Genomic DNA, 19,769 nt, shown 5'->3' with positions numbered 1-19,769 from the left:
GAGTCACGGGGCGTCGTGGTGGTCGGTGCGGCGGTCGTGTGGAAGCGCTCCCACCCTGTCCCGGCAGTGTAGCCACCGGCAGCGCGCGGGCGCGCGGGTCGCCGTCAGAGGCGCAGGCTGACCGTGCCCGGTCCGGCGGCGGCTGCCGTGCGCTCCCCCACCCGGACGGTCCAGGCGCCGGGGGCGTCGTCGGACGTGACGACGACCTCGTCGCCGGTGCGCCGGACGCGGAAGCGCGCCGCCTCGCCGTCCGGCCCTCCCGTGGGCACGACGGTGACGGCGTCGTGCCCGTCGGTGAGACCGAAGCAGCGCAGCTCGACGCCGTCGGCCCACGCGTAGTCGGGCCGGTCGGTGCGCGTCCCGACCGGCAGCACCGTGCAGGGGCGCACGAGCACCGGCAGGGAGTCGAAGTCGTGGGTCTCGGTGACCCAGCGCGGCCCGGTCACGGTCTGCGCGTGCGCGGTCTCCGCGCCGTCCAGCAGGCGGGTCCACGTGCCCTCGGGCACGTAGTACTCGACCGTGCCGTCGGCCTGGAAGACCGGCGCCACGAGCAGCGAGCCGCCCAGCATGTACTGCATGTCGACGCCGAAGGTGGCCCGGTCGCCGGGAAACTCCAGCACCATCGGCCGCATGATCGGCGTGCCCGCGGCGTGCGCCTCCTCCCCCGCCTGCGCGAGGTAGGGCATGAGCGACATCTTCAGGTGCGTGAACCGGCGCGCGACGTCGACCGCCTCCTCGTCGAAGGCCCACGGCACGCGGTACGACGACGAGCCGTGGAGGCGCGAGTGGCTCGACAGCAGCCCGAACGCGAGCCAGCGCTTGAACACCCCGGCGTCGGGCGTGCCCTCGAAGCCGCCGATGTCGTGGCTCCAGTAGCCGAAGCCCGACAGCGCGAGCGACAGCCCGCCCCGCAGGGACTCCCCCATCGACGCGTAGGTCGAGTCGCAGTCGCCGCCCCAGTGCACCGGGAACTGCTGTCCGCCGGCCGTGGCCGACCGCGCGAAGACGACGGCGTCGCCGCGACCCCGGCGTCGCTCGAGCATCCGGAAGACCAGCTCGTTGTACAGCTCGGCGTAGTAGTTGTGCATCTTGCGGGGGTCCGAGCCGTCGTGCCACACCACGTCCTCGGTGGGCACCCGCTCCCCGAAGTCGGTCTTGAACGCGTCCACGCCCTGGTCGAGCAGGCGCTCCAGGTGGCCGAGGTACCAGTCCGCGGCCTCGGGGTTGGTGAAGTCGACCAGCGCCATGCCCGCCTGCCACAGGTCCCACTGCCACACCCCGCCGTCGGTGGTGCGCAGGAGGTAGCCCTGGGCGCGGCCCTCCTCGAACAGGGGCGAGCGCTGCCCGATGTACGGGTTGATCCAGAGGCTGACCTTCAGCCCCCGGTCGTGCAGGCGGGCGAGCATGCCCTCCGGGTCGGGGAAGACGCGCGGGTCCCACTCGAAGTCGCACCACTGGTACTCGCGCATCCAGAAGCAGTCGAAGTGGAAGACGCTCAGCGGCAGCCCGCGCTCGGCCATGCCGTCCACGAAGCTCGTCACCGTGGCCTCGTCGTAGTCCGTCGTGAACGACGTCGACAACCAGGTCCCGTACGACCAGGCGGGCACGCGCGCCGGGCGCCCCGTGAGCGCGGTGTAGCGGCGCAGCACGTCCTTCGGTGCGGGGCCGGCGATGACGTAGTACTCGAGCGACTGGCCCTCGACCGAGAACTGGACGCGGGTGTTCACCTCGGAGGCGACCTCGAGCGACACCCGCTCGGGGTGCGCGACGAAGACCCCGTACCCCTTGCTGGTCAGGTAGAGCGGCACGTTCTTGTACGCCTGCTCGCTGGACGTGCCGCCGTCCTCGTTCCAGACGTCGACGGACTGCCCGTTCTTGACGAACGGCCCGAACCGCTCGCCGAGGCCGTACACGTGCTCGCCGGGCTCGAGCGTCAGCTGCTCGTGCACCCAGGCGCCGCCCTCGAGCGGGCCCGTCGTCGCGCTCATCGCTCCCACGGACTTCGGCAGGCTGGAGGTGAGCACCTTGCCGTCGTGCTCGACGTCCACGTGCCAGCCGCCGCCCCGGTGCACCCGGACCGAGAGCCCGCCGGTCTCCAGCACGCCCTCCGTCTCGTCGACCTTCACGACCGGGAGGAAGCCCGGCTCGCCGTGGACGGCGAACTCCGGCCCGCGGCGCGCGGCCCCCGCGAAGTGCTCCACGCGCACCCGCACGACGCCCGGCGCGGGCGAGGAGTACGTGACCGTGAGCATCGGCCGGTTGAGGGTGTCGCCGCGTCGCCGGACCGGCGCCGTCGGGGCGTAGACGGTCATCGTGCCCGCGGCCTCGTCGACGCGGACGTCGTCGACCTCCACCGCGTACAACGGTGCGATGCCGCGGCGGGTCTGCCAGTAGCCGTCGGTGAACTTCATCAGGTGCACCTACTCCGAGCTGTCGTGTCGATGATGGCGGAGCGCCCGGGAGCACGCCGCACGAGGGTGGGGTGGTGCGCTACTTCACCGCGCCGGCGGTGACGCCTCGGGTGAGGGTGCGCTGGAAGATCAGGAAGAAGACCAGGGCCGGGACGAGGGAGACGAGCGCCCCGGCGTTGGTCGTGGGGGCGTCCATCATCCGGTCGCCCTGGAGCGACGCGAGCGCGATCGGGATCGTCTGCGTGTCGTTGGTCGTGAGCATGACCAGCGGGATGAAGAACTCGTTCCACGTCCAGATGAAGAAGAAGATCATCAGGACCATGAGCGTGGGCCGCACGATGGGGAACACGACCCGCCACAGGATCCGCCAGCGGCCCGCGCCGTCGAGCGCCGCCGCCTCGAGCAGCGCCGGCGGGAACGTCCCGAGCACGGACGCCAGCAGGTAGGTGCCGAAGGCGGACTGGATGACCGTGAAGATGATGATCACGGACCACGGCGAGTTCGACAGCCCCACCTGCCGGGCCATGTCGAACAGCGGGTAGATCAGCGCCTCCTGCGGCAGCATGTTCGCGAGCAGGAACAGCAGCACCACCCACATCCGGCCCTTGATCCGGCCGATCCCGATCGCGTAGGCGTTGAGGAGCGAGAGCGCGCACGCCGCCACCGCCACGACGGCGGAGATGAAGAACGAGTTCCACAGCTTCACCGGGAACTCCGTGCGCTGCCAGAAGTTCACGAGCCCGTCGAGGTAGAGGCTCGTCGGCAGGCTGAGCGGCCCGTGCTGCGTGTAGTCGTCGGGCGACTTGAACGCGTTGAGCAGCATCACCAGCAGGGGCGCGACGACGAGCAGCGCGACGACGACGGCGCCCGCGAGCACGAACCAGCGCCCGGCGCCCCGGTGGTGGCGGTTCCCGCTGCGCGCCCGGACCGTCGCCAGGGTCGCGGCCATCAGCGCCCCACCTCCTCGGCCCGCTCGGCGCGCGTCTGCAGCGCGAGGATGACCACGGCCACCACGAGGATCACCACCGTGAGCACGGTCGCGACGGCGGCGCCGTAGCCCACCCGCGACTTGTCGAAGAAGTTCAGGTACGAGTAGTAGCTCGGCACGAGCGTGGAGCTCTCGGGGCCGCCGCGGGTCAGCACGTAGATCGGGCCGAAGACCTTGAGCGCCGCGACCGTGCAGGTCAGCGTCACGACGAACGTCTCCGGGCGGATCTGCGGGATCGTGATGGCCTGGAACCGCCGCCACCAGCCGGCGCCGTCCAGCTCCGCGGCCTCGTACAGCTCGGGGTCGACCCGCTGCAGCGCCGCCATGAAGATCACCACGGGATACCCGATCTGCACCCAGATGAGCACGAGCATGACGCTCGGCAGCGCCGTGCTCGGGTCGCCCAGCCAGTTGGGCGGGTCCGCGACGCCGAGCGCACGCAGGATCTCGTTGAGCGCGCCGGTCTGGGCGTTGAGGATCCAGTTCCACAGCACGCCCGCGACCGCGACGGGCAGGATCTGCGGCAGGTAGTACGTGGCCCGCAGGACCGACGCGACCCGGCCGCCGAACCGCCGGCCCAGGTAGTCGAACAGCACCGCCGCGAGCAGCAGGCCGATCACGGTGGGCACCAGCACCATCGCGACGATCATCGCGACCGAGTTCTGGAACGACGTCCAGAACGCGGCGTCGTGCCAGAGCTCCGTGTAGTTGTCGAGGCCCACCCAGGTGAGCGGCGCCAGGCCGCCGCGCCAGGAGAACAGGCTGATGTAGACGTTGGTCACCAGCGGGTACCCGATGACCAGCACGAAGAGCACCGCGCCGGGGAGCAGGTACGCCAGGTAGGGCAGGGTCGCGCCCCGCCGGCGGCGGCGCGTCCGGGCGTCGGCCCGGGACGCCGCCGCGGGCGGGCTGAGGGTGGCGGTCACGTCGTCACTCGCCGAGCAGGTCGGCCTTGCCGTCCGTGTAGGCCGACTCCAGACCGTCGAGCACCTGCTCCGGCGTCTTCGACCGGTTGATCAGGGACTGCAGCTGGCTGACGATCGTGTCGTAGTAGCCGGGCACGGGCCAGTCCGGGTAGAACGCCAGGCCGTCGTCGTCGAGGATCGCCTGGAAGTTCTCGGTGAGCTCGCGCGTCTTGTCGTCGGTGATGGTCGAGGCGTCGCCCGCGACCGGCAGGCCGCCGGTCTGCGCCAGCACGTCCTGCACCTCGGGGCGCAGGGTGGTGTCGATGAACTCCGTGGCCAGCGACGGCGAGTCCGCGTTGGTCGGGACGACCCACAGGTTGCCCGACGAGCCGGTGTGCAGCGCGTTCCCCGGGAAGTTGAACTGACCCCAGTCGTCCTTCATCTCGGCCGTCACGCGGCCGAACCACCAGGAGCCCGAGACCATCATCGGGTAGTCGCCCTTCATGAAGGCGACCCCCATGTCCTCGGCCGTGAGGCCGGCGGAGTCACCGGCGACGTACCCCTTGTCGATCCAGTCGTCGAGCTGCTCGGTGGCCGCCGTCATCTCGGGTCCGTGGAAGTCCACGTCCCCGTCGAAGAGCTGGTACCGGTCGACGAGCTCCCGGTCGGCGTTCGCCAGCACGAGCTCGTACCAGAGCTGGCCCATGGGGTACTCGGCCCCGGCCTCGGCCAGCGGGGTGACGCCGTCGTCCTTGAACGCCTTCATCACCTGCTCGAGCTCGTCGAGCGTGGTGGGCACCTCGAGGCCCGCGTCCTCGAACATCTGCTTGTTGTAGTAGACGCCCACGAACTCGCCGTAGTTGGGCACGCCGTACCAGTCGCCGGAGCCCATGAGGCCGTTCTCGTCGTAGCGCGCGGTGGTCTGCAGCGAGCCGGACAGCTTGTCGGCCCAGCCGTTCTCCTCCGCGGCGTCGGTCAGCGGGGCGAGCAGGCCCTGCGCGGCGAGCTGCCCGGCGGTCGCGTTGCCCTTGTTGTACTCCATGACGTCGGGCACGTCGTCGCCGGTCAGCACGATCTTCGCGTTCTTCTGGATCTGCTCGAACGTCTGCTTCTCGACGTCGACCGTGACGTCCGGGTGCTCCGCCTCGAAGATCTCGATCGCCTTGGCCCAGGCCTGGCCCATCGCCGAGTCGTCGTTCTCGTAGTGCCAGATCGTCAGGGTCTTGTCGTCGGTGTCGCCGCCCCCGGCGGTCGTGCCGCCGCCTCCCCCGCCGCCCACGCAGGCGGTCAGCGTCAGGGCCGACGCGGCGATCAGGGCGGCCGCGGACAGGGTGCGTGCGCGGTGGAGCATGGGGTCCTCCTCGTCGAGTCCAGCGCCGCGGCGGCACCGCTCGGGGCCGCGGCGAGGCGCTCCGACCTGCAAGTCGAAGCGCTTCGACGGCGAGTATTGACCTCGAACGAACGGTCGTCAAGCAGGGACGCTCCGACCGGTGGTCACGCGACGACCGACGACCGTCGTGGCGGTCGAAGCGATTCGGCCACGCCCACTACGCTCTCCGACCATGGGCGAACTCCCCGCGACGACGCACGTCCTGCACGCCGACCGCAGTGCCACCCGGTGGGTCGAGGCCTACCCCGTGGGCAACGGCCACCGGGGGGTGATGTGCGCCGGCCGGGCCGGGGTCGAGCACCTCTGGCTCAACGACGGCACCGCCTGGTCGGGCCCTCCGCCCGCCGACCCGCTGGCCGGGGCCCGCGCCCGCGGCCCCGAGCACCTCTCCCGGGTGCGCGCCGCCGTCGAGGCCGGTGACGTGCGCGGCGCCGAGGCGCTGCTCGCCGAGACGCAGACACCCTGGGCGCAGGCCTACCTCCCGCTGGCCGAGCTCGACGTCGCCGTCGAGCCCGCCCCCGAGCCTGCCTCCGAGTCCGCCTCCACAGCCGGGGACGCGCCGGCGGGGCACCCCCGCGGCATCGAGCGGCGCGATCTGGACCTGCGCACCGGTGTCGCCACCCACGCGTGGGAGCACCCCGTGGCGGGCCGCGTCGTGCAGGAGACCTGGGCCGACTCCCGGGGCGGCGCGGTGGTGCACTCCGTGCGGGCCGCGCGACCGGTCCGCCTGGTCGTGCGCGTCGAGAGCCTGCTGCGCGCCTCGGCCCGCCCGGCCGTCGACCCGGTCCGCACCGACGGCCCTGCCGGCCCCGCCTTGCTGGTGCGGACCTTCGACCTGCCCGTGGACGTCCCGCCGTCGCACCACCCCGAGGGCGAGCTGCGGTACGACACCGCGCTCGGCCGCGCCGGCGTCGTCGCCGTGACCGCGCCCGCCGACCACGACGCCGTCGTCGTCGACGACGGCACGCTGCGCACCGGCGTCGCGCGCACGCACGTGCTGCTGGTCGCGACCGCCACGACCGACCCGCCCGGCGAGCCGGACGCCGCGCCGCCGGCCGACCGGCTCGCGGCGCAGCTGGCGACGCACGCGGCGCCCGCGCACCGGGACGGCGGCGAACGGATCTCGGCCGACGACGCCGCCGGGCTCCGCGAGCGCCTGCGCGCGGCGCACGTCGCGGAGCACGCCCGGCAGTACGGACGGGTGGACCTGGCGCTGCCGTCGCCGGCGGACGCCGTCGACCTGCCGACCGACCGCCGTGTGCTGGCCGCCGCCGAGCGCCCCGACCCCGGTCTGGCGGCGCTCACGTTCCACCTCGGCCGCTACCTGCTGCTGTCGTCCTCCCGGCCCGGCGGCCTGCCCGCCACCCTGCAGGGCCTGTGGAACCCGTGGCTGCCGGGCCCCTGGAGCAGCGGCTACACGCTGAACATCAACCTGCAGATGGCGTACTGGGCGGCCGGCACGACCGGGCTCGCCGCGAGCCAGGAACCGCTCCTGCGCTACGTCCGCCGCCTCGCCGCCGGGCCGGGCGCCGCCGTCGCGCACGACCTGTACGGCGCCGCCGGCTGGGCGGCGCACCACAACTCGGACGCGTGGGGCCACGCCGCGCCCGTCGGCAACGGCCGCGGCGAGGCCAAGTGGTCCGCGTGGGCGCACGGCGGCACCTGGTTGGCCCAGCACCTCCTGGAGCACCACCGGTTCACGGGCGACGACGCCGGGCTGCGGGCCGCGTGGCCCGCGCTCCGCGGGGCGGGCGAGTTCGCGCTCTCCTGGGTGCAGACGGCCGGTGGCGCCGACGGCGCGCCGGAGCGCGCCTGGACCAGCCCGTCGACGTCGCCGGAGAACCAGTTCGTGGCACCCGACGGCGCGCCCGCCGCGGTCACGACCAGCGCCGCGATGGACGTGGCGCTGCTGCGCGCCCTGGCGGCGGGCTGCCGCGAGGCCGCCGGCACGCTCGGGCTCGACGACGCCGACGAGCCGTGGCTCCCCCGCCTCGAGGCCGTCGTCGCCGCGCTGCCCGACCCGGCGATCGGGGCGCGCGGGGAGCTGCTCGAGTGGGGCGAGGAGGTCCCCGAGGCGGAGCCGGAGCACCGGCACCTGTCCCACCTCGTGGGGCTCTACCCCCTCGGCGACCTGGACCCGACGACGACCCCCGCCCTGGCGCGGGCCGCCGCACGCAGCCTCGAGCTGCGCGGCCGCGAGTCCACGGGCTGGTCGCTCGCCTGGCGGATCTCGCTGTGGGCGCGGCTCGGCGAGGGCGGGCGGGCCCACGACCAGGTGCTGCTGTCGCTGCGCCCCGCCGACGGGCCCGACGGGCGGCACCCGGGCGGGCACCGGGGCGGGCTGTACCCGAACCTGTTCAGCGCGCACCCGCCGTTCCAGATCGACGGCAACCTCGGCCTCACCGCGGGCGTCGCGGAGATGCTGTTGCAGTCGCACCGGCGGGACGACGGCGCGGTCCGCCTCGACCTGCTGCCCGCGCTGCCCCCGGCCTGGCCGGACGGCGAGATCACCGGCCTGCGGGCCCGCGGCGGCGCCGAGGTCGACCTCGCCTGGCGCGACGGCGCGCTCACCCGCGCACGGCTGCGGGCGCCGGGCGACCGGGCGCTGGACGTCGTGGTGCGCCACGGCGGCGTGGCCACCGAGGGAACCCCGGTCTCGGTCGCCGCGGGCGCTACCGTGATCCTCGACGTGCCCGGCGACCTCCCGGTCGTGGGCGCCGCCGTCCCTCACGCACCCAGGAGATAGCCGTGGCCACCATCGAGGACGTCGCGAAGGCGGCGGGAGTCTCGGCGTCGACCGTCTCATACGTGCTCTCGGGCAAGCGGTCCATCTCCGCGCCCACGCGTCGGCGCGTCGAGCAGGCGATCGCGACGCTGGGCTACCGCCCGCACGCCGGCGCGCGCGCCCTCGCGTCGGCGCGCACCGAGGTCATCGGGCTCATGATCCCGCTGCGCTCGGGCATCGACGTGCCCGTGATCATGCAGTTCGCGGGCGGCGTCGTCACGCGGGCGCGGGAGCACGCGCACGACGTGCTGCTGCTCACCCAGGACGACCTCGAGGGCCTGGAGCGTGCGACGAACGGCTCGATGGTGGACGCGCTCGTCGTCATGGACGTCGAGGCGGACGACCCCCGTATCCCGATCCTCACCCGGTCCCGGCAGCCGTCCGTGCTGGTGGGCCTGCCGCGGGACGCCTCCGGGCTGTCGTGCGTCGACCTGGACTTCGAGGCCGCCGGCCGGCTCGCCGCGCAGCACCTGTCCGAGCTGGGGCACCGGCAGGTGGCCATGCTCGGCGCGCCTCCGGAGGTCGTGGACCGGCACACGTCGTACGTGGACCGGGTGATGCGCGGGTTCGCGCAGGCGGCACCGGAGCACGGCCTCGACGCGAAGGTCGTCGCCTGCCCGGGGGCGCCCGCCGAGGTGGCCCGCGTCGTCGACGAGCTCCTCGCCGAGACCCCCGGCACCAGCGGGCTCTTCGTGCACAACGAGCGTGCGCTGCCGCACGTGCTGTCCCGGCTGCGCGACTCCGGCCGGTCCGTGCCCGAGGACGTGTCCGTCGTCGCCCTGTGCCCCGAGGACGTCGCGCTCGCCCAGCAGGTCCCGATGACCGCGATCGACCTGCCGGCGTCGACGATCGGCGGCCTCGCCGTGGACATCGTCATGGCGCGCCTCGACGGCGGCCAGCACGCCGAGACCCGGCTGCTGACGCCCGTGCTGACCACACGCGGGAGCACCGCCCGCCGCTGACCGACCGGCCCGCGACGTCGCGGGACCGCACCCGTCCGGATCGCCGCACACCATTGCGCAACCTGTCACGGGGGTGATATCAATTCGAAGCGCTTCGACACGGTGGCCACCGGCGGCCACCGAGCGCGCGAGACCCATCACGAGGGAGTGACAGGTGAGCCTCACCCAGGGAGCGCCGCTGCTCGACCGCGGACCCGCCGACGTGCCGGACCGAGAACGCGACCGCCGGAGCGAGGACGACCCCCGGGTTCGGCGCCGGGGACGCGACCGGAGACACCGGCGACACCGCGGCAAGAAGCCGTCGCCCGCGATGTTCCTCGTCGTGCTCCCGTTCCTCGTCCTCGTGGTGGTGTTCTCCTACCTGCCGCTCGCCGGCTGGGCGACGGCGTTCTACGACTACAAGCCCGCCCTCGGGCTGTCCGGCAGCGAGTTCGTCGGGTTCCAGTGGTTCCGGATGCTCGTGTCCTCCCCGACCCAGCTCCAGCAGATCGGGCAGGTCATGGCGAACACCCTCGCCATGAGCTTCCTCGGGATCGCGACCTCGCTGCTGCCCGTCTTCTTCGCGATGCTCCTCAACGAGATCCGGGCGCCGTGGTTCAAGAACGCGGTGCAGACCCTCACGACGCTCCCGAACTTCATCTCGTGGGTGCTCGTCTACATGATCGCCTTCTCGCTCTTCTCCACCTCGGGTCTCGTGAACTCGGTGCTGAACGACTGGGGCATCATCACCACACCGATCAAGTTCCTCGACACCGGTGAGCACGTGTGGCTCACGATGCTGCTCTGGAGCCTGTGGAAGGGCCTCGGGTGGGGCGCGATCATGTACCTCGCCGCCATCACGTCGATCGACCCGGCGCTCTACGAGTCCGCGCGCATCGACGGCGCCGGACGATTCCAGCTCATGCGGTACATCACCTTCCCGCAGCTGATGCCCACCTACGTGGTCCTGCTCGTGCTCTCGATCGCGAACATGCTCAACAACGGCATGGAGCAGTACTACGTGTTCCAGAACGCCTTCAACAAGGAGCACATCCAGGTGCTGGACCTGTACGTCTACAACATCGGCATCACCGGGAACAGCCTGTCGATGGCGACGGCGCTGGGCATGCTGAAGAGCGTCATCTCCGTCGTCCTCCTCGTCACGGCCAACGCGATCGCCAAGCGCGCCCGCGGCACGTCGATCATCTGAACGGGGAGAGAGACCGTGTCGATCACCAGCCCTGCCCTCAAGCGCACCCGCGGGGACGCCCCCTTCGCGCTCGTCAACTACGCCGGCTTCCTGCTCTTCGCGCTCCTGTGCGCCTACCCGTTCTACTTCCTGATCATCAACTCGGTCAGCGCCAACGACATGAGCGCGCTGGGTCAGGTCCGCCTGTGGCCCGAGGGTCTCCACCTGTCGAACTATTCGCAGATCCTGCAGCTCGACGGTCTGTCCGCCGCCGCGATCGTGTCCGTGGCCCGCACCGTGATCGGCACGGCGTGCACGGTGCTGGCGTCGGCGTTCCTCGGCTTCATGTTCACTCAAGAACGGATGTGGAAGCGCTCCCTCTGGTACCGCCTCGTCATCTTCACGATGTACTTCAGCGCGGGGCTCATCCCCATGTACGTCACGATGAAGACGCTGGGGCTCACGAACTCGTTCTGGGTCTACATCCTCCCGGCCATCGTGCAGCCCTTCAACATCATCCTCGTCAAGACGTACGTGGAGTCGATGCCCGCCTCGCTGCAGGAGGCGGCCGAGATCGACGGGGCGGGCACCCTCCGGGTCTTCTTCCGGATCATCCTGCCGAACATGACGCCGATCCTGGCCACGGTGGCGATCTTCACGGCGGTGGCCCAGTGGAACTCGTTCCAGGACACGCTGCTGTACATCACCGACCAGAAGCTCTACTCCCTGCAGTACCTGCTCTACACGTACACCAACCAGGCGAGCAGCCTGGCGCAGGCGGCGCAGAACGCTCAGGGGAACCTGGGGGCCCTGGCCACGGCGGCCACCACGCAGACGCCGACGTCGATCCGCATGACGGTGGCGGTGCTCGTGGTGCTCCCGATCCTCTTCATCTACCCGCTCTTCCAACGCTATTTCGTCAAGGGAATCATGCTCGGCGCGGTCAAGGGCTGACCGCGTCTCGTCGCACGCACGAAGGGGTGTCATGAAACTCAGGAAATCGGTCGCCATGGTGGTGGCCCCGCTGGTCGGGGTGCTGTCGCTCGCGGCCTGCTCGCCCGGCGGGTCGGACGACGACTCGACCACCACCGCGAGCCTCGACCAGGACTGGTCCAAGGCGGACCCGATCACCGTCGACGTCTACGACGGCCTCGCCAACTACATGGGGACCCAGGGCGGCTGGTTCGGGAAGATCGTCAAGGACAAGTTCAACATGGAGCTCAACATCATCGCTCCCAACGTCGCGGGCGGCGGTGACACCCTCTACAACACCCGCGTCTCGGGCGGCGAGCTGGGTGATCTCGTCGTGGTCGACAAGGGTCAGCAGATGGACGAGCTCGTGGAGGGCGGCCTCCTCCTGGACGCCGCCGACTACTACGGGTCGATGAAGAACGTCGCGCAGTTCGACCCGGCGGTCCAGCACCTCAACGAGGGCAAGGAGGGCGTCTACGGCTTCCCGACCTCCGTGTCAAGCCTCAAGCCGACCGAGCCGTCCGAGGGCCTCGAGCCCACGTTCGGCCCCTACCTGCGGTGGGACCTGTACGGCGAGGCCGGCTACCCGGAGATCGGCACGCTCGAGGACCTCCTGCCCGTCCTGAAGGACATGCAGGACGCGCAGCCCAAGGCCGACAACGGGCAGAAGGCCTACGCCATCTCCCTGTTCAAGGACTGGGACGGGAACATGATGGTCACGGCCAAGCAGCCCGCCACCCTCTACGGGTACGACGAGATGGGCTTCGTCCTGGCGAAGGCGGACGGCTCCGACTACCAGAGCATCGTCGACCCCGACTCCGAGTACGTCCGGGCCCTGAAGTTCTACTTCGACGCCAACCAGCTGGGGCTCGTCGACCCGGAGTCCACCACCCAGAACTACGACACCATGTTCACCAAGTACCAGAACGGGCAGGTGCTGCTCTCCTGGTGGCCGTGGCTCGGGCAGTCGGCCTACAACACCGACGAGAACATGGGCGCCGGCAAGGGCTTCGAGCTCGCGCCGCTGCAGGACCAGCAGATCTTCTCCTACGGGGCCGAGGTGTACGGCGGCAAGCAGATCCTCGGGATCGGCTCGGGCGCCGAGGACCCGGCCCGCCTGGCGGCGTTCATCGACTGGCTGTACTCGCCCGAGGGCGTCAACATGAACGCGTCGCAGACCGGCGCGGCCGCGGGGCCGGAGGGCCTCACGTGGGAGCTGGGCGAGGACGGCGAGCCGGCGCTCACCGACTTCGGCACGAAGGTCTTCCGCGAGGGCGGCGCCGACGTGCCGGCCGAGTGGGGCGGCGGCGCGTACACGGACGGCGTCTCGACGCTCAACGTGTCGACCGTCCTGCCCAAGGACGTGAACCCGGAGACCGAGGCCCCGTACAACTACACGTTCTGGCCCAGCTACCAGGAGCAGGTCGCGAACCCGCTGACCGAGGACTGGAGCGCCCGGATGGGTGACGCCACCTCGACGATGGAGTACCTGCAGGCCAACGACCAGCTCGTCGTCGCGCCAGGCTCGAGCTTCACCGCCCCGACGGACGACTCCGAGGTGGAGGCGATCCGCAGCCAGGTCAAGGCCGCCATCATCGAGCACTCCTGGAAGATGGTCTTCGCCAAGAGCGACGCCGAGTTCGACTCGCTCCTGGCAGACATGCAGAAGACCGTCGAGGGCCTCGGCTACGCCAAGGTGCTCGAGTTCGACATGGCGAACGCCAAGGCGCAGAACGACGCCCGCGTGGCGGTCGCCAAGGAGTTCGGGTGACGGCCCCGCGGCGGTGACCGGTCACCGGTAGCCGCACGGCGAAGGGCTCGGGCGTGGCGCCCGAGCCCTTCGTCGTCCCCGGCGGGGTGCCGGGATCACTGCCCGGAGTGCGGGCTCACCGGTTCGAGCTCCGACGGGTCCGCCTGGCGGCGACGGAAGACGCCGTGCAGCACGAAGGCGCAGACGTACGCACCGAACGAGAACCCGATCGTCGCTCCCAGGAAGAGCGTCTGCGGTGCCACCAGCGCCAGGCAGGCCGGACCCACCGGGACCAGCACCAGCAGCAGGGTGCGCGCCGGCTCGACGAGCGGCAGCAGCAGCGCGTTGCGCAGCGTCCGCCGCAGCGGCGCGTCGAACCAGGCGACCAGCGCGAGCGCGTACAGCAGCGCCGCCAGCAGGTAGCAGGCGCCGAGCAGCGCGAGCGCCCCGGCGACGGCGCTGAGCACGCTCGGCAGCGAGAGCCAGAAGACCCCGCTGTACACGAGCATCGCCGCCGGCAGCCCGAGCGCCACCAGCGCCGCCGTGCCCCGCCAGGCGTTGCGCACGAGGGCGACGCCGAAACCGCGCACCAGGTGCCCACGCTCGTCGTCGGCGTACCGCAGCGTCACCTCGAGGAGCGCGCTGGTGGCGGCGCCGATCGTCACGAGCGGCAGGCAGGCCAGGAGGTACAGGACGTTGAGGACCACGAACAGGACGAACGTGGTGATGCCCTGAGCCGTGCGGCCCTCCGGGTCGATCCTCACCGTGCCCGTCCCCCGACCGACCCGTCGTCCGCCGTCGGGGCCTGCACCGTGAGGCGCCGCCGCGCGGGGAGGTCGACGCTCGACGGCCCGGCCGCCAGGACGTACTCCCCCGGCTGGACGCGGAGCGCGCCGTCGAGCGGCCCGCCCCCCGGGCGCGCCTCCCAGACGGCGAGGCGGGCGACGTCGACCGGGACGTCCACGACGGCCTCCTGGCCGGGCGCGAGGCGCACCCGCCGGTACCCCAGCAGCAGGCGGACCGGGGTGGCGGTCCCCACCGCCTCGGCGCCCAGCGAGTAGACCTGCACCAGCTCCTCGGCGGGCCGGTCGCCGGCGTTGCGCACCGTCACGCGCGCGACGAGGGCACCGGGGGCGGACGGGTCCGCGGGGTGCAGCGGCGGGTGGTCGCGGGTCGGCGCGGGCGCCACCACGGCGTCCGCCGACAGGTCGAGGCCGTCGTACGCGACGTCGCCGTACGTCAGCCCGTGGCCGAACGCGAACGCCGGCACGCCGAGGTCGCCGGCGGGCAGGTGCCGGTAGGTGACCTGCTGGCGGCGGGTGTCGTAGTCGAAGAGGTCCCCCGCCTGCTCCGGCCGCGCCGGCCAGGTCTGGGCGAGGCGGCCGGTGGGCTCCACCGCACCGGTCAGCACGTCGGCGAGCCCGTGCCCGAGCTCCTGCCCGCCGTGGCTGCTCCATACCACCGTCGCCGCGTCGTCGGACCCGGGCCCGAGCACGTAGGGGTAGCTCGAGACGATCGCGAGGACGGCGCGGGGGTTCGCGTCGGCGGCCGCGCGCCAGACCTCCACGGCGGCGTCGGGCAGCCTCAGGTGGGGACGGTCCTGCGTCTCCCGGCCGTTCAGGTGCGGGTCGTTGCCGACCACCACGACGACGGCGTCGCAGCGCGCGGCGACCTCGGCCACGCGGGCGGCCCCGGACTCCAGCACCCGGGGCACGAAGCGCGCGGCGTCGTCGAGCGTCCGGCCCTCGGCGCACAGCACCCCGGTGTCCCGCTGGACCCGCACCCAGCGGCCCGAGCCGAGGTGCAGCAGCGACCACGAGCCGTCGGGGTGGACGTGGCGGCGGAAGCTCTCCTGCACCTCCCAGCCGCCCACCCGGTCCGCGTCGGCCCGCAACGGCCAGGCGGCGCCGGTCAGCAGCCGGCCGGACGCACCGGAGCGCAACGTCAGCACGCCGTCGCCCCAGTCGGTCACCGCGAGGTGCGTCGTCTTGTCGGCGGCCACCGCGTCGGCCACCACGCGGCCGCCGTCCTCGGACACCGCGACATAGCGGCCGGTCGCCGCCACGCGCAGCGCGACGAGGTCGGCCCCGGTCGCGACCTCGACCCGGTCGACGCCGCCGGCGTCGCGAAGCCCGTCGGCGGGCGTGACCGCGTACGGGGGCGTCCCCGAGTACCAGTCGGTGAGCACGTCGTCGGCGAGCGGGCCGACGACGGCCACCGACCCGGCGGCGAGCGGCAGCGTCCCGGCGTCGTTGCGCAGCACGACGACGGACCGGGCCGCGGCCTCCCGGGCCAGCCGTCGGTGCTCGGGCGGGTCGATCGTGCCGTGGGCGGCGTACGGGTCCTGGTCGCCGTCCAGCTCGCCGGTCCGGATCCGCAGCTCGAGGAGCCGCAGGACGGCCCGGTCGACCTCGTCCGTGGTGAGCAGGCCGCGCTCGAAGGCCTCCTCGATCCGCCGCACCGTGGGTGCACGATCGGCGTCGTCGTCCGTGAACGAGTCGACCCCCGCCCGCACCATCGCGGCGTTCCCGGCGGCCCGGTCGGGCGCCGCGTCCTGGAGCGTCACGAGGAAGGCGGGAGCCGCGGCGTCCGAGACCAGCGCGACGGAACCCGGCGCCCACGACCGCAGCTCGTCGAACAGCTCGCCCTGGAGGTGCGCCGGCACACCGTTCACCTGGTTGTACGACGGCATCACCGCGCCGGCGGCCCCCGTCTCGATCGGCTCCCGGAAGGCGGGCAGCTCCTCCTCGTGCAGGGTGCGCGGGTCGAGGTTCGAGCTCGTCGACGACCGGTCGGTCTCGTTGTTGTACGCGAGGAAGTGCTTGAGGGTCGGGACCGTCTTCCACACCCGCTCGTGCTCGCCCCGCAGGCCACGGCCGTACGCCGTCGCGAGGTGCGCGGTGAGGTGCGGGTCCTCCGAGTAGCCCTCCTCGTTGCGCCCCCACCCCGGGTGCCGCAGCGTGTTGACCACGGGGGCCCAGACGTTGAGGCTCACCGACGGGTCCGAGCGGTGCTTGGCCCGCACCTCGGACGCGGTCGCGTCCCCCACCCGGCGCAGCAGGTCGACGTCCCACGTCGCCGCGAGCCCCACCGGTTGCGGGAACACGGTCGCCTCCCCCAGCCAGGCGACGCCGTGCAGGGCCTCGCAGCCGGTGTGGAACGGCGCGAGCCCGAGGCGCTCGACGGCGGGCGCGTGCTGGTGGAGCATCGCGACGCGCTCGTCGTGCGACAGCCGGGACAGCAGGTCGCGGGCGCGCTCGGGCGCCGGCAGGCGGGGGTCACGGAAGGCAGGCACGTCCACGGGTCCTCCTCGGGGCGCCGCGGCGGTGCGGCTCGGGTCACGCCTCTCTGTCGAAGCGCTTCAACAACGCTACCGACTCACCTCCCCCGAGAGCAAAGCCCACTCGGGACGCGGGCCGACGCGCCATCGGTCGGGGCGGCGCGTCGGACCGCGTGCTAGGGGCCGGCTCTGCGGGACCGGAGCTCAGCTGACCTCGACGCCCGAGCGCAGCACGCGGCGCACCCGCAGGTCGCCGTCGGCGACGACGACGTCGGCCCGCCGCCCCACGACGAGCCCGCCGACGTCGGTGAGACCCAGCACGCGCGCCGGCACCCAGGACGCGGAGCGCACCGCGTCGACGAGCGGGACGCCCGCCCCGACGGCGTCGCGCACGACGTCGACGAGGTGCGCCGTGCCGCCCGCGATCGCGCCGCCGTCCGGGTCGTCCGGGTCGGCGAGGCGGGCGACGCCGTCGCGCACGGTCACCGCCATCGGCCCCAGCTCGTAGGAGCCGTCCGCCATGCCGGCGGCCGCCATCGCGTCCGTCACGAGCACGACCTGGTCGGCCCCGACCGTCTCCACGACCGTGCGCACGGTCGCGGGTGCCAGGTGGACGCCGTCGGCGATCAGCTCCACGACGAGCTCGCCGCGGGCGGCGGCCGCGAGGCACGCGGCGATCGGCCCCGGCGCCCGGTGGTGCAGGGGGCGCATGCCGTTGAACAGGTGCGTGGCGGTCATCTCGCGCGCCGGGGCCTCGCCCGCCTCGGCGGCGGCGGCGAGGGCCGCGGCCACCTCCGCGACGAGCTCCTCCGCCTGCTCCGTGGTGGCGTCGGTGTGCCCCAGCGACGGCACGACCCCCGCGGCGACCAGTGCCGCGGCCGCGCCGTCGGGCCCGACCACGCCGTCGACCTCGGGAGCCACGGTCATGGTGCGCAGATGCCCCCGCGACGCCTCGACCAGGTCGCGCACGAGGCCGGTGTCACCCGGCAGGAGGTCGTCCGGGCTCTGCGCGCCGCGCCGCTCGTGCGAGAGGAACGGACCCTCCGCGTGGATCCCCGCGATCTCGCCCGCGTCGGCGAGGTCGGCCAGGAGGGCGGCCCGTGCCAGGAGGGTCTCGCGGTCGGCCGTGACGAGGGACGCGAGCATCGTCGTGGTGCCGTGCCGGCGGTGCTCCCGCACCGCGACCAGGGCCTCGTCGGCCGTCGTCGCGTCGGGGAAGCCCACTCCGCCCCCGCCGTGGTTGTGCAGGTCCACGAATCCGGGCAGCAGCACCGTGCCCGGCTCGGGGACGACCGCCGCGGCGACCGCGGCGGCGACCTCGGGGTCGGCGTGCTCGGCCGCCGCAGCGGGTCCCACCCAGCGCACGAGACCGTCCTCCAGGACGATCGCGCCGTCCTCGACGTCGTCCTGCGGGGTCACGACACGGCCGCGCAGCGCGACCGGCGCGCCGGGCTCGGAGACTGGGACCGTGGGAGTGGCAGCGCTCATGGGCCAATCCTGCCGCACGGCGAACGAATTGCGAAACCTTCCTGACAAACCCCCGGGGGGTTCAGAAGAGGCGCGAGTCCACGTCGTCGACGCCGCGCATCGCGTCGTAGTCGAGCACCAGGCACTCGATCCCCCGGTCCGTCGCGAGCACGCGCGCCTGCGGCTTGATCTCCTGGGCCGCGAACACCCCGCGCACGGGGGCGAGCAGCGGGTCGCGGTTGAGGAGCTCGAGGTAGCGCGTCAGCTGCTCGACGCCGTCGATGTCGCCGCGGCGCTTGAGCTCGACCGCCACGGTCGCGCCGGACGCGTCGCGGGCGAGGATGTCGACCGGCCCGATCGCCGTCATGTACTCGCGCCGCACCAGCGTGTGGCCCGCGCCGAGATGGTGGATCTGGGCGGCCAGCAGCTCCTGCAGGTGCGCCTCGACCCCGTCCTTGACGAGGCCGGGATCGACGCCGAGGTCGTGGGCGGAGTCGTGCTCCACCTCGTGCAGCTCGATCTCGAGCCGGTCGTCGGACTTCTGGTGCTGCACCGTCCAGACCTGGGTGACGCCGCGCTCGCGCGCCTCGTCGTCGGGCTCGCCGACCGCCGTCGAGCAGGGCGGGCTCATCCAGTTGAGCGGCTTGTACGAGCCGCCGTCGGAGTGCAGCAGCACGCTGCCGTCGGCCTTGACGACGAGCAGCCGCGTGGCCAGCGGCAGGTGGGCGGTGAGCCGGCCCGTGTACCGGGCCGAGCAGCGGGCGACGACGAGACGCACGGTCCCCCTCTTCGTTCGTGGCGGGTGCTGCGGAGCGGGCGCCGCGGAGGGCGCCCCAGGACCCTACAGGACCAGGTCGCGGCGCCCCGGGGGGGCGGACTCGAGCCACGACGCCAGCCCGGCATAGGCACCGGAGGACATCAGCAGCTCGAAGTCGGTGCCGTCGTAGCGGCAGCGCACCAGCACCTGGTCGGGCTGGCCGGCCTGGTCGAGCGGGGCGCGGCCGGTGATCGAGAGCCCGTCGCGTCGCCAGACGCGCGCCGGGCGCGGGGCGAGCGACCACCCGCGCCACCAGTCGATACGGCCCACGGCGTAGTGGGCGATCCCCACCATCCACGCGGCCTGCGGGTCGTCCGCGGGCCGGGCGTGGCAGGGGAAGGAGCCGACCCTCCGGGAGAGGGTCCGCAGGCGGGAGGCGCCGGCGGCGAGCACCAGTCCGAGCGCGACGACGAGAGCCACCGCGGTCCAGACGACGTACGCCACCGGCACCTGCCTCAGCGCAGCGCCGGCTCGCGGCCGGACAGCTCCGAGACCTCGTCGACGACGATCGTCACGAGGTCGCCGTCGACGGAGACGAAGCCGCCGGTGACGTGCGCCTCGACCGCGGTCCCCTGGGCCGTCGACACCTTGACCGTGCCCGGGCGCAGCACCGCGAGGAGCGGGGCGTGGCCGGCGAGGATGCCGACCTGGCCCTCGACGGACGGGGCGCTGACCTCGCGCGCCGCGCCGGACCAGACCTTGCGGTCGGACGCGACGAGGTCCACGTTCAGCTCTGCCATCTCCATGTCCTCTTTCCGATCGTGCGGGGTTCGTCAGGCGGTCGCGGGGCCCCCCCCCGGGGGGGGGGGCCCGCCGGGGGGCGCCCCGCGGTGCCTGCACAGAAACACCCCCGACACAGCGCTGGCCGGGCCCC

Annotated in this window: 15 protein-coding genes; 5 read left to right on the top strand and 10 right to left on the bottom strand. The window is 73.0% G+C overall.

Annotated features, from left to right (window positions below; all coding sequences use genetic code 11):
- Positions 1–104: 104 nt before the first annotated feature.
- The 4 genes from yicI to ACFQ8Y_RS20575 form a co-directional block, all read right to left on the bottom strand.
- Complete coding sequence (gene yicI / locus ACFQ8Y_RS20590; protein ID WP_430586589.1) at positions 105–2,411, bottom strand: alpha-xylosidase; 2,307 nt, start codon at positions 2,409–2,411, stop codon at positions 105–107.
- 79 nt (positions 2,412–2,490) lie between these two features.
- Positions 2,491–3,360, bottom strand: coding sequence for a carbohydrate ABC transporter permease (locus ACFQ8Y_RS20585; RefSeq protein WP_430564835.1), 870 nt, complete (start codon positions 3,358–3,360; stop codon positions 2,491–2,493).
- Positions 3,360–4,325 carry a carbohydrate ABC transporter permease gene (locus ACFQ8Y_RS20580; RefSeq protein ID WP_430552460.1) on the bottom strand — a complete coding sequence of 322 codons (966 nt, stop codon included), beginning with the start codon at positions 4,323–4,325 and terminating at the stop codon, positions 3,360–3,362. Before ACFQ8Y_RS20580 ends, ACFQ8Y_RS20585 begins: the two co-directional genes overlap by 1 nt.
- 4 nt (positions 4,326–4,329) lie before the next feature.
- Positions 4,330–5,655, bottom strand: coding sequence for an ABC transporter substrate-binding protein (locus ACFQ8Y_RS20575; RefSeq protein ID WP_430564834.1), 1,326 nt, complete (start codon positions 5,653–5,655; stop codon positions 4,330–4,332).
- A gap of 211 nt (positions 5,656–5,866) precedes the next feature.
- Between ACFQ8Y_RS20575 and ACFQ8Y_RS20570 the strand changes: the two genes are divergently transcribed.
- The 5 genes from ACFQ8Y_RS20570 (at position 5,867) to ACFQ8Y_RS20550 (ending at position 13,352) form a co-directional block, all read left to right on the top strand.
- On the top strand, positions 5,867–8,440 hold the full coding sequence (locus ACFQ8Y_RS20570) for a glycoside hydrolase N-terminal domain-containing protein (protein WP_430564833.1): 2,574 nt from the start codon (positions 5,867–5,869) through the stop codon (positions 8,438–8,440).
- 2 nt (positions 8,441–8,442) lie between these two features.
- The gene (locus ACFQ8Y_RS20565; RefSeq protein WP_430552463.1) at positions 8,443–9,441 is read left to right on the top strand and encodes a LacI family DNA-binding transcriptional regulator; all 999 of its coding nucleotides are present in this window, start codon (positions 8,443–8,445) and stop codon (positions 9,439–9,441) included.
- Positions 9,442–9,595: 154 nt separating this feature from the next.
- Positions 9,596–10,630, top strand: a complete 1,035-nt coding sequence (locus ACFQ8Y_RS20560; RefSeq protein WP_430586588.1) for an ABC transporter permease — start codon at positions 9,596–9,598, stop codon at positions 10,628–10,630.
- 15 nt (positions 10,631–10,645) lie between these two features.
- Positions 10,646–11,563 (top strand): carbohydrate ABC transporter permease, encoded by a 918-nt coding sequence (locus tag ACFQ8Y_RS20555; protein ID WP_430552465.1) that lies wholly within the window; start codon positions 10,646–10,648, stop codon positions 11,561–11,563.
- A 31-nt stretch (positions 11,564–11,594) separates the two neighbouring features.
- A complete protein-coding gene (locus ACFQ8Y_RS20550) occupies positions 11,595–13,352 on the top strand; it encodes an ABC transporter substrate-binding protein (RefSeq protein ID WP_430552466.1) in 1,758 nt (585 codons plus the stop codon).
- A 95-nt stretch (positions 13,353–13,447) separates the two neighbouring features.
- On the opposite strand, the gene ACFQ8Y_RS20545 is transcribed toward ACFQ8Y_RS20550, so the two are convergent.
- The 6 genes from ACFQ8Y_RS20545 to ACFQ8Y_RS20520 all read right to left on the bottom strand — a co-directional run bounded on the left by ACFQ8Y_RS20545 (position 13,448) and on the right by ACFQ8Y_RS20520 (position 19,635).
- Positions 13,448–14,095: a DUF624 domain-containing protein gene (locus ACFQ8Y_RS20545; RefSeq protein ID WP_430564831.1), complete on the bottom strand. Its 648-nt coding sequence runs from the start codon at positions 14,093–14,095 to the stop codon at positions 13,448–13,450.
- On the bottom strand, positions 14,092–16,632 hold the full coding sequence (locus ACFQ8Y_RS20540; protein ID WP_430586587.1) for a glycoside hydrolase family 3 C-terminal domain-containing protein: 2,541 nt from the start codon (positions 16,630–16,632) through the stop codon (positions 14,092–14,094). Before ACFQ8Y_RS20540 ends, ACFQ8Y_RS20545 begins: the two co-directional genes overlap by 4 nt.
- A 183-nt stretch (positions 16,633–16,815) precedes the next feature.
- Positions 16,816–18,099, bottom strand: a complete 1,284-nt coding sequence (locus ACFQ8Y_RS20535) for an N-acetylglucosamine-6-phosphate deacetylase (protein ID WP_430564829.1) — start codon at positions 18,097–18,099, stop codon at positions 16,816–16,818.
- Between the two features lie 61 nt (positions 18,100–18,160).
- The gene (gene nucS, locus ACFQ8Y_RS20530; protein WP_430552470.1) at positions 18,161–18,856 is read right to left on the bottom strand and encodes an endonuclease NucS; all 696 of its coding nucleotides are present in this window, start codon (positions 18,854–18,856) and stop codon (positions 18,161–18,163) included.
- Between the two features lie 63 nt (positions 18,857–18,919).
- The gene (locus ACFQ8Y_RS20525; protein WP_429735124.1) at positions 18,920–19,339 is read right to left on the bottom strand and encodes a DUF2550 domain-containing protein; all 420 of its coding nucleotides are present in this window, start codon (positions 19,337–19,339) and stop codon (positions 18,920–18,922) included.
- Positions 19,340–19,350: 11 nt separating this feature from the next.
- Positions 19,351–19,635 carry a F0F1 ATP synthase subunit epsilon gene (locus ACFQ8Y_RS20520; RefSeq protein WP_430552471.1) on the bottom strand — a complete coding sequence of 95 codons (285 nt, stop codon included), beginning with the start codon at positions 19,633–19,635 and terminating at the stop codon, positions 19,351–19,353.
- Positions 19,636–19,769 lie beyond the last annotated feature (134 nt).

The sequence above is a fragment of the Isoptericola sp. NPDC056605 genome (genome assembly GCF_042792795.1).
Lineage (GTDB): Bacteria > Actinomycetota > Actinomycetes > Actinomycetales > Cellulomonadaceae > Isoptericola.
This window is presented reverse-complemented; position numbering and strand designations above follow the sequence as displayed.

Bases quoted from the DNA above. Each gene is read 5' to 3' on its own strand.
- ACFQ8Y_RS20575 (WP_430564834.1), bottom strand. From the start codon at position 5,655: ATGCTCCACCGCGCACGCACCCTGTCCGCGGCCGCCCTGATCGCCGCG.
- ACFQ8Y_RS20535 (WP_430564829.1), bottom strand. From the start codon at position 18,099: ATGAGCGCTGCCACTCCCACGGTCCCAGTCTCCGAGCCCGGCGCGCCG.
- ACFQ8Y_RS20585 (WP_430564835.1), bottom strand. From the start codon at position 3,360: ATGGCCGCGACCCTGGCGACGGTCCGGGCGCGCAGCGGGAACCGCCAC.
- ACFQ8Y_RS20570 (WP_430564833.1), top strand. From the start codon at position 5,867: ATGGGCGAACTCCCCGCGACGACGCACGTCCTGCACGCCGACCGCAGT.
- yicI (WP_430586589.1), bottom strand. From the start codon at position 2,411: ATGAAGTTCACCGACGGCTACTGGCAGACCCGCCGCGGCATCGCACCG.
- ACFQ8Y_RS20550 (WP_430552466.1), top strand. From the start codon at position 11,595: ATGAAACTCAGGAAATCGGTCGCCATGGTGGTGGCCCCGCTGGTCGGG.
- ACFQ8Y_RS20520 (WP_430552471.1), bottom strand. From the start codon at position 19,635: ATGGCAGAGCTGAACGTGGACCTCGTCGCGTCCGACCGCAAGGTCTGG.